The 15,625-nt window shown below is 51.0% G+C and carries 11 protein-coding genes and 1 pseudogene; 8 read left to right on the top strand and 4 right to left on the bottom strand.

Annotated elements, in window-relative coordinates; genetic code table 11:
• Positions 1-108 precede the first annotated feature (108 nt).
• Complete coding sequence (secG, locus tag A3EQ_RS0110465; RefSeq protein WP_370741138.1) at positions 109-387, bottom strand: preprotein translocase subunit SecG; 279 nt, start codon at positions 385-387, stop codon at positions 109-111.
• A 119-nt stretch (positions 388-506) separates the two neighbouring features.
• Here secG and A3EQ_RS23295 point away from each other — a divergent pair.
• Positions 507-706 (top strand): annotated as a pseudogene (locus A3EQ_RS23295) (helix-turn-helix domain-containing protein); the annotation flags it as partial.
• A gap of 742 nt (positions 707-1,448) precedes the next feature.
• Here A3EQ_RS23295 and A3EQ_RS0110440 read toward each other — a convergent pair.
• Complete coding sequence (locus A3EQ_RS0110440; RefSeq protein WP_020155122.1) at positions 1,449-2,720, bottom strand: S41 family peptidase; 1,272 nt, start codon at positions 2,718-2,720, stop codon at positions 1,449-1,451.
• 1,434 nt (positions 2,721-4,154) lie between these two features.
• Between A3EQ_RS0110440 and A3EQ_RS23210 the strand changes: the two genes are divergently transcribed.
• The 7 genes from A3EQ_RS23210 to A3EQ_RS20920 all read left to right on the top strand — a co-directional run bounded on the left by A3EQ_RS23210 (position 4,155) and on the right by A3EQ_RS20920 (position 12,949).
• Positions 4,155-5,219: a site-2 protease family protein gene (locus A3EQ_RS23210; protein ID WP_020155119.1), complete on the top strand. Its 1,065-nt coding sequence runs from the start codon at positions 4,155-4,157 to the stop codon at positions 5,217-5,219.
• A 1,605-nt stretch (positions 5,220-6,824) separates the two neighbouring features.
• Entirely contained in the window at positions 6,825-8,219 is a 1,395-nt protein-coding gene (gene rlmD / locus A3EQ_RS0110395; protein WP_020155113.1) for a 23S rRNA (uracil(1939)-C(5))-methyltransferase RlmD, read from the top strand.
• Between the two features lie 61 nt (positions 8,220-8,280).
• The gene (locus A3EQ_RS22795) at positions 8,281-8,595 is read left to right on the top strand and encodes a hypothetical protein (RefSeq protein ID WP_211212063.1); all 315 of its coding nucleotides are present in this window, start codon (positions 8,281-8,283) and stop codon (positions 8,593-8,595) included.
• Between the two features lie 486 nt (positions 8,596-9,081).
• Complete coding sequence (locus A3EQ_RS23105; RefSeq protein ID WP_280510704.1) at positions 9,082-9,216, top strand: hypothetical protein; 135 nt, start codon at positions 9,082-9,084, stop codon at positions 9,214-9,216.
• 1,013 nt (positions 9,217-10,229) lie between these two features.
• Positions 10,230-11,597 (top strand): hypothetical protein, encoded by a 1,368-nt coding sequence (locus tag A3EQ_RS0110360; protein WP_020155106.1) that lies wholly within the window; start codon positions 10,230-10,232, stop codon positions 11,595-11,597.
• A gap of 329 nt (positions 11,598-11,926) precedes the next feature.
• Positions 11,927-12,214, top strand: a complete 288-nt coding sequence (locus tag A3EQ_RS0110355) for a hypothetical protein (RefSeq protein ID WP_020155105.1) — start codon at positions 11,927-11,929, stop codon at positions 12,212-12,214.
• Positions 12,215-12,949: an ABC transporter ATP-binding protein gene (locus A3EQ_RS20920; protein WP_020155104.1), complete on the top strand. Its 735-nt coding sequence runs from the start codon at positions 12,215-12,217 to the stop codon at positions 12,947-12,949.
• Positions 12,950-13,449: 500 nt separating this feature from the next.
• Here the strand turns inward: A3EQ_RS20920 and A3EQ_RS0110340 are convergent, their stop codons facing one another.
• On the bottom strand, positions 13,450-13,929 hold the full coding sequence (locus tag A3EQ_RS0110340) for a DinB family protein (protein WP_020155102.1): 480 nt from the start codon (positions 13,927-13,929) through the stop codon (positions 13,450-13,452).
• A gap of 388 nt (positions 13,930-14,317) precedes the next feature.
• Positions 14,318-15,610, bottom strand: coding sequence for a phosphopyruvate hydratase (gene eno, locus A3EQ_RS0110335; RefSeq protein ID WP_020155101.1), 1,293 nt, complete (start codon positions 15,608-15,610; stop codon positions 14,318-14,320).
• Positions 15,611-15,625: the final 15 nt, after the last annotated feature.

The raw sequence follows: 15,625 nt of genomic DNA, 5'->3' as shown, positions 1-15,625 counted from the left end.
CCACGCCCGTTTTTTTATCCCTTGTTCGGACCAAGGGAAGCCTTTTTCGGTGCCGTTTGCCCCCAAATAAAAAACCTGACCTGCAAACTCGGCCAGGATTTCGCGTTTTCACAAGCCAAAATAGGTAACGGCGATCGTCAAAAGGAAGAACAGCACAGAGAGCACGATCGTGATCCGGTGCAAAATCAGGTCAATCCCCCGGGCTTTTTGCTTTCCGAAAAGCTGCTCCGCCCCGCCGGTGATGGCACCCGACAGCCCGGCGCTTCTTCCCGATTGCAACAAAACGACGGCAATCAGGCTGATGGACACAATGACCAATAATACAATTAATACCTTGTGCAACAAAACCTTCGACCTCCCGAAACGGACATTCCTGCCATTATTCATATGTTAACACAAAATATTCCATAAAACAATTGTTTGATCAAGAAGTGTTGTTCGTCTGTGATCTTGTCATATTGTAACGCTTCAGTGAAAATGTCAGTATGAGACAGGAGCGAATTCCATTGAGCAAAAAAGAATTGAAGCGTTACAAAGTCATTCGTCAATGGATCGAAGGGTNTATCACGGGAAAACAAGCTGCCGAATTGTTATCGCTGAGTCTTCGTCAGGTTTATCGCCTAAAAAAACGAGTCCTTGAGGAGGATGAAAACGGAGTCATTCACAAAAACCGGGGGCGAAACCTGCACATGCCTTATCCGAAGACAGCTCCGGGTCACCGTTCTTTCTTCATCCATCACGATGCGCCGGACTTCCATACCTTTCTTTCGTTTCGTGCTCCGGATTTACCCCATCCGCTTCGGAAAATAAATTCCCTTGCGGGCGCTCCGCGGATTCTTCCAATTTGTTCACCATGTCCCCGTCTTCCCGGGATTTGACCATTCCCGCTTTGTTACGATATTCCGGACGGCCCCGTTTGCTATTCACTTCCGTCCACTCGGCCAAGGTGTCCGCCACAGTCCGGTCGTCGCACTTACTGGCCAATTTCGCGGTCTTGACAGCCGCCATCGGAGATCTTTGTTCCTTATTTTTGGATGCCCGGCCACGCTAATGGAATTGCCCTTCGGATCGGCCATCAACGTCCGTAAAAAAAACTCACCGTGCCAAAAAGGAATTGAATCGGCCGCTGAACGTTTCTTTCCATCTTCCATCCTTCGCCTTGTTTTGTTTTTGAGCATCTCGTTAAGTTGGGAAAAACCTTTTCGAGGGCATTTGCAAAAAACCGATGCATAAGCCGCAACAGTTTCTCTTTTTTCCATCAGACCGGACGCGGGCCGGACGATCCCATCCCGTATAAGCGTAACGCTTTAGGGAAAGCGGCCGAAAGCAGCGGACGGATCCATGATCATGACCAATATTCCTTCAGGCACGGCTCCTCGATATCCCTTCGATCCCACCGGCTGCGGCCGGATTTGGAAGCGCACGTCGTTCGCCAAACATCCCCCTCTTTATTGCGCCGGACCGCCCTTCAAAAACCGCAACGCTTCCTTCAAATCGGCATCTTCCTGCAAATGCCCGGGCGTCCACGGCAGATAAACATCCGGATGGGCGGCAAGATCGAGCAGATTTTTTACCTTATCCATCTTGTCCAATCTCGAAGTGGGAAAATAGAACTGAAAATCATCCCATTCCTTTACGGCCAGATTGGCATAGCCGTTCACCCCGGCGGTCGGCCGGCCGATCACCGTCACCTTGGGCGATTTTTTGCAGATTTCAACAAAGTTCTCGCCGGAACTTCCACAGCCCGTATCCGTTAATATCACAACTTTTTCGGGGAGTCTCCTCCCTTCGATGACGGCCTCGAAATCTTCCTCGAACAAACGGACGAACCCTTTCCCCTTGTTTTTCCTCCATCGCTCCATGAAGTTTTCCAATGTTTTTCGGGTTTCCTCATCCCGGATCTGCCGAAGTTCGGATTGGATCTGTTCCACCGTGAGATGATAATTTCTTTCCGTGCAATGGAAGGTCATTTTCCAATCCTCTTCCATGGTCAGGACGTTTTTTCCCTCGGGAAAAAGATAAGGAAGCAGCCGAAGAAATGCGGCATCCGTCCCTCCCCGGTTCTTTCTCACGTCGATGACCCAATATCGGCAGCGTTCCAGTTTTTCCGCGTTTTCCTCGATCAATGCCCGGATTTTATCGGGATTTTCGAAATCGGTCAAGGTCATCAATAAGATATTTTCATCGATTTCCCGGATCTCGTGGCAAGGTTCGTATTTTTCCTTCGGATATGCGGATAATTCCAGCTCCATCTCCGTTCCCGCTTTCGTGACAACCTGACACTTTTTATATTTTTTTATGATCTTGTTCCAATTTTGCCTTTCCGGGATCTCGTCCATCAATTCCCTTTGATGTTTTTCGGCCAGCTCGCCGATCGGAATTCCGTCCAAGGCGCGTATGGAATCGCCCGCCGCAAGACGTTTTTCCCTTCCGGCGGACGTCACATACAACCGGTCCATGTACCGGCGGACCGCAAATCCGACATCCGTTTCTTTGCCGGCGTCCGTTTTCAGCAAGAAATACATATGCGGGTCTTTAAAATCCAGCAAATAATCCTGGACCAGTTCATGAAATTTGGCTGGGGTCAAAGCTTGCTGCGCTTCCAGCCGGCGGATGGTTTCCAAATAAGGTTCCGGCCGGTCCCAGCCTTTTTTGTCCAGGCAGCCGGCGTAGTCATTCCGGACGATGGATACGACTTCCAAGAAAATCTCTTCATACATCTTTCATAACCGCTCCCTTCTATCGATCTCCGATTCTTTTTCCCTTGAAATTATTCGTCCGATCGTGACGCATGTCGAACTCCAGCGGCGGCCCCCTCACGGGTTTCCTTTTCCGGAAAAGGAGCCTGCAGCTTGCGCGGCTTTACACTCGGACAAACGGCTAAACATAAAATCCGCAGTCCCTTCCCCGCTCCTTTCGCATCAATGTGCATCAATGATTATGAATGCAAAAAATTCCTATTTCTTTTTTTATCGGCCGGCTTGACCGTTCCAACAGCCGCCCGGAAAAATGCCCAGTATGTTGATCGGCCGGGCAGCAAGTACGGCCAAAAATGCCCCATTGAAACTCTGGCTATCGGTCCCCGCGCCGCCAGACAGGGCCCCAATAAACAGGAAAAGCCGTTTTTATTGAAAAAACCGAAACACCGGCGGCGTAGGGATGAATAACAACGCTCGCAGAAAACAAACCGCTCCCGTGAAATCCTGGAAAATAGAAATCCGCCCGGTTTCCCGGAAAAGGGCGGATTGCTAATAAAACCGGAAAATTTTGTTTCGGCAGAATCCGTTGAATAAGTTTAAAAGGAAGGCAAACAAAATGGCAAGGAAAAAAAGGCGACCGCCACATACCAAAAACGCAAATTCGTTGCCCGCAACGTATTCGGATTTTAAGGAGCCTTCTGCATCCTCGTTTTCCGGTCGCCAATGAACGTTTCTTGCCTGAATGGACGGAACGGCATATGCGCCGGATGCCGCTTTCCCTCAAATGCGATCAGCCGCCAATGAGACGGCCATAAACTTTTTCCGCAAGCAGGATCCGGAGAAAGGCCTTCTTGCAAGATCTTTGTCCCGCTTACTGTAAAAATTTTAACCGGAGCCGCCGTTATTTCACCTTTCTTTTAGAAAGGACTTTCCCGGTTTCAAAGAATATGCTTCAACTAAAGTTTTGTCCACAATTCAAACGGAGCCGTTGCGCATCTTTTCCTGGCCCGCACAAGTTTCCTGCCTGTTGAATGCCGGAGGCACCGGAGGTTGGCAAGGCTTTTTCTTGTTTTCACCAGCCGTGAGTCTTTTCGCCAACTGCGCCAAAAACATTTCCTCCATAGAACCGTTCATAAAACCTGGCAAAGGAACGCAAAACGGCAACGCTTGCCAAGAAGGATATTTACAGATATTGGAGTATTTATCTTTTAAAGGAATTCATTTTAAATCTATCCGGCAAAAGGTTGAATCAGGCGTCCGGAGGAAAGCATGAATTTCATCAGACGGAGAAAAACTGCGGTCCCCGCCGCAACTCTCTTTTTACTGCATTGTTTCATCGTGCGCCAGGAGAAAGACGACAAGTAATTAATCCCCAGGGCGTCCAGACATCAACGGGGCTCCCCGCGGAAGACGATTTACAGCGGTCATTCAGCAATAAGGTTTAAGGAGGATTATATGCGAAAGATCATTGATAGACCCGGTCTTTTGCTCCTGATGATCTTTTTCATTTCCTTACTCATTTCGAACATATTTCCTTCGTCGGCGCCGACGGTTTTTGATCTATGGATTTTGTTCCTTGGTTTGCTTATTTCTATTTTTTGGCATGAATTGGGGCATACGATCTTTGGGGTATCATCCGGGATGCGTTTCCATTTCCTTGCTTTTGGACCCTTTTTCATTGCAAAAGCCCAAGGAAAAGTAAAAATCCGTGAAAATAAACATTGGATGTATTTCGGCGGCGTCTCATTCCTGACCCCCGCCCCCCATGGTTTTTCCAAAATAAAAGCAAAGTGGGGACTGTATTTGTTCGGAGGCCCTTTTTTTAGTCTGATTGCCTTTTTTGGTTTTTTTATGATTTGGAAGACTGCCGAAAACGATCGGATGCTATGGTACACCATCCTGAACATGGCCATTTTTATAGCCACCTCATTCCCGATTCCAAAAGGAGAAGCAAACGATGGCGGAAATTTATTTTTATTATTTCGGGACAAGGATCAGACGTATTTGTTAAAAATTCAAGTATTGAGCGAGATGTTTGGTTCAAAAAGGCCCATGGACTGGGATAAAGGGTTGATCGAACAGTGCAAGGAAATCATGAAAGAAAAAAATGCGCTGGAAAATCCCATGATCAATACTTTTCTTTTTTATCATTATTTTGACGCCGGCAAGATGGAACAGATTTTGTCGATTCTGGAGCCGATTGTCCACGGACCTCCTTTAAGGGATAAGAAATGGATCAAAGGAAGTTTTAACAGTTTATACATACTCTGCAAATTCTTGTATGAAAACAATGAAGATAGCCTGGAAGAATTCGAAAAATTATTTAAAGAGATACCTAGATTCGATTCATATGCCTATCATCGTTCCCTTGCCATCATCAAATTTTTAAAGGGGGATGTGGAAGGGGCAAAAAATCTGATCAACCAATTGGAACGGGAATTGGACCACACGGATGGCCAAGGGATGTATCATACCGAAAAAGAGATCTTACAAAAATTAAGAGGCAAAATGTTGATATAAATCTCCCTTGCTTCGGCCCGCCCATTACAAAAAATTTCAGCCCAAAATTTACAGGAAACAATTCTTGGCGGATGAATCCCGATTTTGTCCGGTCCGGCCGCCCTAAACCATCCGATAAAAAGCCGCGCAAAAACCCTTGGCCAGCCTTTGTCCTGCCCAAGGGTTTGCGCGTGACGGCGAAGACCTTTCGGCTCCGCCCATCTTGGCGGTCAGACGATTTACGCACCGCCTGCCGGCCGTCGGGAGGGAAGGCGGGTTCCCTCCCGCGCCAAAACGAAAAAGCCTCGCCCATCATCTCGAAGTGAAGGACCTCTTCAAACCCTGTACCGATCAAGAAAGTCAGGGTATCCTTAAACCTTACCCAATCAATGAAAGTTCGAGGCATCTTCCCTCGTATAGCAGTTTAAATATTCATCCTTCATCGCGAAACTCCTGCAGGCCCTTCCCCGTTCATCATAAATAGCTTTGAAAATATTGAGCCTCATGCTTTGATCCGCATCGTCGATACCGGATTCTCTATTTCTTATTTGAAGGGTTTCGTCATCCAGCCACATCACGGAAAAATCCGAATACCCTTCCGCATCATAGACGGTTTTCGCTTTCTTTTTTCGACGGAAAATACCGCCATAAGGACGTCTTGTCCTCCTGCAGCCCCGTAGAAGATTTGATAGACCTTTGCGACATCGTCTTTATTCGGCGTCTCGTAACCATCGACCAAATCCCCCTTCTTCGCATCGTCAAACGTAATTGTCTAGATCGAGTAAAAACGAAGGGCGGCAAAAATCCCGATGGGGATGAGAATAAAATAAAAATTTTTAATGGCTTTTTCATCCTTTCCCCCTAGGTAGTGTGCCGTTTTGGCACCAGTTCAATGCCGCGCCTTTTACATGAACGTCTTTTCCCGACCGAAGCCGGTTCTTCCTGCCGGAACCGCGAATACGGCCAATGTAAATCCATTTTTGCTTAATAAATCTATGAAAATATGGATTTGTTAAAAAATCCCTCTTCCGATTTCGTGATTTTGTCAAAAATGCGCAAAAACCATGCGGCAGCGGAAGAAACGGAACCGCTTGACCTATTCTCCGGCAGGGAAAGCATTTCCCCCGCCATCGCCTAAATGGATTGAAACTTGTATGCTCAACAAACGGAAAAATATCCCATCCCCCTTGATCCATCACCGAAAAGGGGTAGTCATTTCATAAACGGCGAAATTTCTTTAAAATAGAGATGGTGCCGGTGTTTTCCGCCGGAAAAAGGTACCGTTCCATGGCCGGGTATAGGCGTGGGCCGCCAAGTTATTGACTGAAGCTCCCTCCCTGTGATACGGTCATGGGCGGACCATAGAAAAGCCGGGCCATCGCCGTGTCGCAAAAGAAGCATATCTCGTTCAAGTCAAGGGCGGACACCGGAAAAACCCATGCGCTTGAATCCCCGGATGACAAGCCGGAAACGGTTGATGGCCAAAGTGCGGTTTTCCCTGCTGATTCGGCCATTCGGCCGAAAATCGATGCGGTGCGAAAAAAGGAATATCCCGTTTCCATTGGAGATAAATGTTAAAACATCGGCTTAGAGAAAAAACCATTTCGACAAAGGCAGGCGTTTGCGATGGAGAAATCAATGGAAAAGATCCTTGATACGGAAATCCAGCATTTGGACGGGAAGGGGCTGGGGCAGGCCGTCCTATGGCGGGAATTGGGAGACGGCCGAAAGAAAAAAATCACATTAACCGTTCCGAATACCCTTCCCGGCGAACGGGTGCGGGTTTCGGCCGATCATCCGGAACGGAAGCGGATCAAGGCGAAACTGGAAACGGTGCTGGAACCCCATCCCGAAAGGGTGACGCCCTTATGCCCCCATTTTGAACGCTGCGGGGGCTGCGTCTGGCAGCATTGGAACTATTCGGGGCAATTGAAGCAGAAAACGGACCGGGTCAAGCAGGCGTTCGCCTCCCAAGGCTTCGACCCGGACATGGTGGAAGAGACCATCGGCATGGAACACCCGTGGCATTACCGCAACAAGATGGAATTCACCTTCGCCCCGGACGGCTCGTTAGGGCTGCATGAACAAGGGAATTTCCGCAAGATCATCCCCCTGGAAACCTGTTTCATCGCCGGGAAAAACATGATCGGCGCGGCGATGGAGGCGGCCGCCTGGGCCAAGGAGCATCACCTTCCTGGATATGATAAGGACACCCATGAAGGGTTGCTCAGGCACGTATTGGTCCGGGAGTCTTTCGCCACAGGGGAGATCATGCTGGCCCTCTTTGCCACCGAACCGCCGGCCGGCCATCTGGAAAAGGCGGCGAATGATTTGGCGGAACGGATCACCGGGAAATTCCCCCAGGTGAAAAGTTTGCTTTGGATGGAAAACCGGAACTGGGCGGACCGGACAGGGGCCGAACGGACCCATATCCTGGCGGGCCGGGATTTCATTTTCGACGAATTGGCCGGATTCCGCTACCGGCTCTGGTTTGACACCTTCTTCCAAACCAACCCGGCCCAGGCTCAAAGGCTGGTGGAATTGGCCCTGGATATGGCCCGCCCCCAAGAAACGGAAAAGGTTATCGACCTTTTTTGCGGCGTCGGCACCTTTTCCCTGCCCTTCGCCAAGCGGGCCCGGGAACTGATGGGCATTGAAATCGTGGAAACCTCCGTTCAATCGGCCAAGCGGAACGCGGAGGACAACGGCATCCAAAACGCCTTTTTCCTTGCCAAAGACGCCAGACACGGAATCGATGAAGCCATCGAAAAGCTGGGAAGACCCGATCTGCTGTTGCTGGACCCTCCCCGCTCCGGGGCCGGGGGAAAAGTGATGCGGAAAATCGGCCGCTCCTCGCCCGGCCGGATCGTGTACATTTCCTGCAACCCGGATACCTTGGCCGCAGACTTGAAGGAACTCGTTCCCTTCGGGTACCGGCCGGTGAAGATCCAGCCGGTGGACTTGTTCCCCCATACCGTTCACGTGGAATGCGTCGTCTTGTTGACGCGGGAAAAACGGTGAAGAACGGCTTAAATTCGGTGGGGGCATCGGAGCCATCATCCGCGACGCCGTACCGACGGAATTGAAGGAAACGCTGCCTGCCGGGGAAATGGCGGCAATTGGCCGGGATGCCGGCAGGCTTTGCCGCGGAGACGGAAAAATTCTTAAAAAACGCCCCTGGGAGGCATCGCGTCATGAATGCCGGTCCATCATTCAAAAGTCCGGCACCTTTAAAATTTTTCATCTTGGTTTTTGCGCGTTCGATCCCCTTTTGGCTGTTTGGCGCCGTGGCCGAACACTTGGCGGACCGGCTTCCCGTAAGTTCGTTCATGGCCTTTTGCCCGATGATCGCAGCACTCATGCTGGTTTATTAAGGAAGAAAAATATGCGGACATAAAGTCCAAGAAAAAGAGCACCTACTCCGCCTTGCTCCTCCTGGAGGGGGCAGCTGTTTCAGAAAGTTTTCCTCGATCGGGGCATCAAAAAAAGGATATGGTATGCGCCCATCCTGTCGCTGATGCCCGCGGTCATGCTCCTGTCTTACGGCGTTTTGCGCCTTGCGGGAAGTGCGCTTCCCGAATGGCGAATTCCGCTTTCTATGATACCGGTCTTTTTTGTCGTGTTTTTTATTGCCGCGATCGGCAAAGAGGCGGGGTGAATTGGGATATGCCGTCGATCCGATGCAGGATCGGTGGAACGCCCCTGCCCGCCAGCCTGATGATGGAGGTGGTGTGGGGGATCTGGCATGTGGTCCCTTATATGCAAGCGCACCATACCGCATGCCGGATCCTATGGCAATGCCTGTTTACCGTTGCGGCACGTGTCCTGATGTTGGCTGTATAACAACTTCAAAAAGCGTGCTTTCCGCCATTCGATGATCAACGTGAGCTTCGCATTGTTCCCGAACTACGGCTCCCATTACGATCCGGCCGTCGCCGGCCCGATCGCCGCCATTGCGGCCTTGATCGTCATCTTCCTATGGGGACCGAAGACATTGGCCCGGTACAGATATGCCTGATGGAAATTCCGATCGCCGGAATTTTCTTCCGCCGCCCAAGAGGGAATGGGAGCGGAAACAGAAATTTGGATTCCTTGCTTTTTTCTGCTCCCGTTTCAAACCGGCCGGGCCGGCTTTAAGGACATCCCCGGCAAAAACGGGACAGGATAACGGTATTGACGGCCTTTTGCCTGCGATTTTTTGCCCTGTTGGTTGTATGCTTGCGGCCTGCAGAGAACGATTCGACGCGAAGTCCGATCATCGTTCTTGCCTTGGTGTGTGCTTTCAGCCCTATGGCCATGAAACGCCGGAGCCCTTCCTCCGTTCAACAATCTCCTGTTTTGCCTTTCCTTTTCTTGCCCAGCCCGCCTGCGTTTTTAACCGATATGCAAACGCGCTTCTCTAGCCCCGCTGGCCCACCGGGCAGATTCTATATGATTTCAGCCCCTGCCCCAATCCTCCCCAACCGCTTTCCCGACGGATTTGAAGTTTCCGAATCCACGTTTTCCTGATTCGGTGACGGTCTCTTCGTGGGGCGCCCCGAAACGACCGATCCATTGAATGTTCGGAGCAGTTGGATCGCCTCATCATGGACAATGCGCGGGAAAGACGGGAAACACTTTCCCTAGGATACCTCCCGTTCCTGGGTTTGTCGAAAGATTTCAAGCAAATTTCTGCTGTAAATTTTTATCAAATATAGTAATATTCTGAATATAGCAGGCTGGCGAAAACGGATGGGCAGAAAGAGGGGAATTTTTCAACGGATCCGAAATGCAGTCCGAATTGGCTGCAAGTTTTTAAGATGCCGGCCTTCCAACCGATATAGAAGGAAACAAAGTGATTTGCCCGGTCTCCCCTTCCCCCGCAGTTCCCGCTGCCTGAACAGGCCGGCCGGACCTCCGGGATGCCGGGGGTGACACGGCCGACCCACGGCAAGCCGTTTTGCTTTCGTCTGTGAAGAAGGGCATGTCCCGTTTTGACGGCCAATCATCGATTCATTCGCAAGCCATTTCGTTTTTCCCGGAGGAAAAGGCATGGAAAAAGGGCTTCTCTTCATCCGGCTATTGTTCAAAAGAACGGTCAACCGGCTGCTGATCAATCTCTATCAAAAACCGGAAACGTTCTTCCTGCTGATTCTCCTGATTCTCTTTGTCCTGTTCTTTGCCGCATTGGCCCCTTTCCTGGCCGATTTCCATATCCCTATGGAAATGGGGCTTTTCCCTGAGGCATCCTATATTTTTCTGATCGGCGGCCTCTTTCCCTACATTTTTTTCGTGACGAAAGAGAAACCGAAGGAGGAAGCGGAAGGTTCCCTGCTGCATTACATTACCGAGGATTATTGGCGGCCGGTGAAGAATTTCTTTTCCTTTTTCCTGCCGTTCCTTTTGTCAATCCTAATTCTTTTCATCGTTTTATCCATTTACGACAATATTCCGCTGTTTGATTCCTTGCTGTTTTGGCAGGCCTTGACCCAGGTGTATTTCATCATCGCCGTTTCCGGGGAAAGGGCCGTCCGGCGCCTTTTGCGGCGCTTCCGGATCGCGAAAAACCGGATGCTTATGAAATACGGGCTGTTTTTCGGAATCGTCGTCTGCGAATTAAGCGTTCCTTTGCATCAATGGTACGGGAGGCTGTGGCTGGACCGCCGGGTCCCCGCCTGGCAATCGGTTTTGGTGATGCTCATTGCCTTCGTTCTTTTTCTTTTGCTTCACGCCAAGGACCGCGAAACGGAACAGCCGTGGGCGGAAAACGCCCGGCGGGTTTATTGGCTGAAAAGACTCCCGTCCGGTTACGGTTTTTTGGCCCTTATTCATATGAAGGATTATCTGATCTTTTTGGCGTCCACCGTTTTTTTCATGGCTGCGGTCTCGAAAATCGCCGGAAATTTTTACAGCATTTCCGAGATTTATTTGATCTTTTTGATTTTGGGCGGAACGGCCTTCACTTTTGCCCATCTGGCCAAAACGGCGCCGGGGATCGCCCTGCTCCGCCTATCCCATTTGAACCATGCGGGGACGCTGCTGACGCTTTATTTTGCGTCAGGCGCCATATTTTTCATTTTCTATCTTTGGCTGATTTCCCTTTTCCATGGTCAATCCTTCGCCTTTTTGTGCAAATCTTTGGGGATTGGCAATTCCCTTGTCACGTACTTATTTGGTTTATATATCGCCGTTCTCATCTATTATTGGTTCCATCAATTTTTCGGACCGGCTTTGCAAATGATCGCCAGCTTTTTTGTATTGGTCACTTCCTATCGAATATGGCCAGAGTATGTCGGCCGGGTCATGGAACTCGGTTCCGTATCCGGCAGGGCCGCCGTCTTTCTCCTGACGGCCCTCGTTTTGTACGGAATGCTGATTTTAACGATCGGCGGATCCCAGGATGACACAAACGTCCATTAGGATCGGCGGCTATCGGGAAAACAGGCGGGAGAGGGCTCATGTAAAAGAGGAGACGCGCTGCATTCCGTTTTTTCCCGGTTCGTGTGCGGCTGCAAATTTCCCGGCGGGGGAAGCCATTTCGTGGATTTGACCGCCGGCGGATGCTCCCTATCAAGCCGTTGGCCAGACCGGCGGGATACGGGATAGGGGATCCTTGGGGATCGGCGGCCGGACCGCGGTCGCCGAATGACCGTTTTCCATCGGGTGGCGGGAGGATGATCTCCTTTCCATGAGAATGATTCAAACCTCGCAACAGGCAAGAATTCAAATATACTGAAGGTGGGAACCGGATGAAAACCGTTCGGGCTTTCGTAATCATCGCTTTTCTGAACACGGTGATCGGATTTCTGATCTCGTTCGTCCTTTTTTCCATGAACTTGAGGCAGCCGGTGGAACGGGCAAAGAGTTATCCCTTTGATGCCTTTCCGCTGTACCGGCTATTGCCGAGCGGCGAAGTGGAAATCGGGTTCTTCCATATCATCATCGCCGCCATCCTGCTTGCGTTCCCCATCACGTTCATCGTTCTCCTATTCAACCGTTCCATCGGGGTTTATTTTGGCAAAAAGGGAAGGATTTGAATGCGGCTGAATGAAATCGCCATTGAAGACCTGTCCGTCTCCTACGGGGAGAAAACCGCGCTGAGCCACGTCTCCACCCGCTTTCAAAGGGGAGAAATCTACGTCCTGCTTGGGCATAACGGCGCCGGAAAAACGACGTTCATCAAGGAAATTCTGAAGGCCGATCTGAAACGGCAAAAAATCAAATACTTGACGGACGAACAAAATCCGAGGGCCAAAACGCTAAAATACCGCATGTCTTTTTCCCCGGAAAAACCCGTCCTTTTTGAGGAACTGACGATCATGGAATACGTTTCCTTCGTTTTGAAAATGTACGGTTCCTGCCGGGAGCAATCCCTGAAACGCGTGAAGGAACTGCTCGCCGCCTTTGATCTTGAAAAAGAAAAAAATAAATTTATTTACGCCTTGTCCAACGGGATGAAGAAAAAGGTCTGCCATATTGCCGCATTGGCATTGGATGCGGATTTCATCTTTTTGGATGAGCCCTTTGCGGCGCTGGATCCGGTTGCCATTTACGAATTGAAGCGGCTCATCCTCTCCAGGACGGAACAGGCGGCCATCGTTTTGTCCACCCACCAGCTGGACGTAGTCGAAGGTTTGCCGGTTGATCCGGACCGGCTTCACATCCGTCTGCTGAAACAGGGACGGCTCCTTTTCGAAGGCACGAAAGGTGAACTTCTCCATGAACATCCTTCCTTGGAAGCCGCCTATTTGCATTTTTACGAAGCCCGGTGAGGAGGCGCGTAAAACACCAAAGGATTGCACAATCCACAGGAATGCATCCAGGAGTCCGGCCATCGATCGGCGGCATGACGACCTTTGACACATTTTATCCAAGTCCCGCAGGACTCGGGACCGTTTGCCTCCCTTTTGTCCTTCGCGTGACCGGTTTTCCGGCTGCATCTTTCCCTTTCTCCCTTTCATCCGCATACAAGGGCGACCGGTTTCCTGCCGCTTTTTGGAAAGGCGCCGGTTTCGGACGGCAGGCCGTCCTTTCTTACCCGTCCACGATCAAAAATCGGCGGAGCAAGAAAGTTAAGATTGGCTCCGCCCCATTTTATTCCCTCCTCATCGTCACCCCGCACCGGAAGAAACCGCCTCGGTCTCCCTTCCTCGGAGGCTTTCCGCCTATGACCGTGTGCTCCTTCTTGGTGCATCGGTTTTTTGATGATCGGGGAAACTCCCGGTTATATTCCGGTTAACAAAGAAAAAAGCAAGGATATTTTCCTTGCCGGTTATTCCCTTTGTGCGGGCCATGTCCCTTGCATTTTCCTCAGCAAAACGATTTGTCCCGTGTGATACGTGTCGTGCATGATCCACGCTGCGAGTTTTTCTAAGAAGCCCTCCTTTTCCAAATCTTTGCCGTCAAGCTTTTCCAGGGCCTCTTCGATGCCTTGGGCAATCTGCCGGGTGCGGCGGAGGGTCTCCTCCCATCCCTTCCGATCATCCGGATCCCCGGGAGGACCGAAGGTTTCCGTATTGGTGATTGTCTGCGGGGCGGGTTCCTTGCCTTGCAATTGTTCCAGGACGCGTTCGTTATAATAATTGAGATGATTCAAGATTTGCCAAATGCTGTTGGTATGTCCGTCCGGACGCCACGCCGCTTCCGCGGCGGTTACGCCTTCGATGGCCGAAGCGAGAGGCAAAAACCAGGATTCCTCCTTCCAGCTGAACTTTCTGAGCTCCTTCAAGAGCGACAAGGGTGAATATTCCATCACATAACCTCCTCACAACACATCGGTTCGGGCGGATATTCCATCGAAGGTTTTCCCCGGGATGCACAGGTTCCGGGAGCAAAGCCTCGGGAATTTTCCGATGAAACCCCGTTGAAGCTGTCGAAGCTTGTTTAATGCCATTATACCTTAAAAGGGCAGTCCCGCCACAGGTCAAATCTTCGCAGTTTATCGACCTTTTTTCCGTCCGTCGGTTCCTTTCCCTGCAAATCCTGGAATCGCTTACGCGTGCTCTGAAGCTTCCCGCCTGCTCTACACCCATGCCTGACAGCAAAAAACGGCACGCCGCCGGCCGATGGCCGAAAGCGTGCCGTATGCCTGCCGTTTTTTCCTTCCCGTGCCGCCGGCACGGGATGCTTTAACGGCCGGATTATTTTTTCAGGTTGTAGAATGCTTTCAATCCCAGATATTGGGCCGTGTCGCCCAATTGGTCTTCGATGCGGAGGAGCTGGTTGTATTTGGCCACCCGGTCGGTGCGGGACGGCGCGCCGGTTTTGATTTGACCGGCATTGGTCGCCACGGCGATATCGGCGATCGTGCTGTCTTCCGTTTCGCCGGAACGGTGGGAAACGATGGCCGTATACCCCGCCTTTTTCGCCATTTCGATGGCATCAAAAGTTTCCGTCAGCGTGCCGATTTGGTTCACCTTGATCAGGATGGAGTTGGCGATTCCCTTTTCGATCCCTTGCGCCAATTTTTTCGTATTGGTGACGAACAGGTCGTCCCCGACGAGCTGCACTTTCTTGCCCAGGCGTTCGGTCAGAAGCTTGAAGCCGTCCCAGTCGTTTTCCCCGAGACCGTCTTCAATGGAAATGATCGGATATTTGTTGCACAGGTCTTCGTAGAAGTCCACCATTTCCGCGGATGTGCGGACGACGCCTTCTCCCGGGAAATGGTATTTGCCGTCTTCTTTGTTGAACAGTTCGGATGCGGCCACGTCCATCCCGAGCATCACTTCTTCTCCCGGTTTGTAGCCGGCTTTTTCGATGGCTTCAATGATCGTTTGCAGCGCTTCTTCGTTGGATTTTAAGCTCGGGGCAAAGCCGCCTTCATCGCCGACGGCGGTGTTATAGCCCTTCGCTTTCAAAACGGCGCGCAGGCTGTGGAAGATTTCCGCCCCCATGCGGAGCGCTTCGCGGAAATTGGGAGCGCCCACCGGCAGGATCATGAATTCTTGGATGTCGACGGTGTTGTCGGCGTGTTTTCCCCCGTTCAGGATGTTCATCATCGGCACCGGAAGCTGTTTGGCGTTGAATCCGCCGAGATATTGATACAATTCGACGCCGAGGTAATCCGCGGCGGCCCGGGCGACGGCCAGGGATACGCCCAAAATGGCGTTGGCGCCCAATTTCCCTTTATTTTCGGTGCCGTCCAATTCGATCATCGCCTTGTCGATGGCCACCTGATCGAGGACATGGTAACCGACGATTTCCGGGGCGATGATCTCATTGACGTTTTTCACGGCGTTCAAAACGCCTTTCCCCAAATACCGGCTTTTGTCCCCGTCGCGAAGTTCAACGGCTTCATATTCCCCGGTGGATGCGCCGCTCGGGACAAGGGCGCGGCCGAAAGCTCCCGATTCCGTGTAAACTTCCACTTCCACCGTCGGGTTGCCTCTGGAATCCAATACTTCACGGGCGTAAATTTCTTTGATCAATGGCATGATGATCTCTCCTCC

The organism is Caldibacillus debilis DSM 16016 (assembly GCF_000383875.1).
GTDB lineage: Bacteria > Bacillota > Bacilli > Bacillales > Caldibacillaceae > Caldibacillus > Caldibacillus debilis.
This window is presented reverse-complemented; position numbering and strand designations above follow the sequence as displayed.

What these genes read in the sequence shown, in the direction of transcription:
- secG (WP_370741138.1), bottom strand. Translation starts at nt 387, where the DNA reads ATGAATAATGGCAGGAATGTCCGTTTCGGGAGGTCGAAGGTTTTGTTG.
- A3EQ_RS0110440 (WP_020155122.1), bottom strand. Translation starts at nt 2,720, where the DNA reads ATGTATGAAGAGATTTTCTTGGAAGTCGTATCCATCGTCCGGAATGAC.
- A3EQ_RS23210 (WP_020155119.1), top strand. Translation starts at nt 4,155, where the DNA reads ATGCGAAAGATCATTGATAGACCCGGTCTTTTGCTCCTGATGATCTTT.
- rlmD (WP_020155113.1), top strand. Translation starts at nt 6,825, where the DNA reads ATGGAGAAATCAATGGAAAAGATCCTTGATACGGAAATCCAGCATTTG.
- A3EQ_RS0110360 (WP_020155106.1), top strand. Translation starts at nt 10,230, where the DNA reads ATGGAAAAAGGGCTTCTCTTCATCCGGCTATTGTTCAAAAGAACGGTC.
- A3EQ_RS0110355 (WP_020155105.1), top strand. Translation starts at nt 11,927, where the DNA reads ATGAAAACCGTTCGGGCTTTCGTAATCATCGCTTTTCTGAACACGGTG.
- A3EQ_RS20920 (WP_020155104.1), top strand. Translation starts at nt 12,215, where the DNA reads ATGCGGCTGAATGAAATCGCCATTGAAGACCTGTCCGTCTCCTACGGG.
- A3EQ_RS0110340 (WP_020155102.1), bottom strand. Translation starts at nt 13,929, where the DNA reads ATGGAATATTCACCCTTGTCGCTCTTGAAGGAGCTCAGAAAGTTCAGC.
- eno (WP_020155101.1), bottom strand. Translation starts at nt 15,610, where the DNA reads ATGCCATTGATCAAAGAAATTTACGCCCGTGAAGTATTGGATTCCAGA.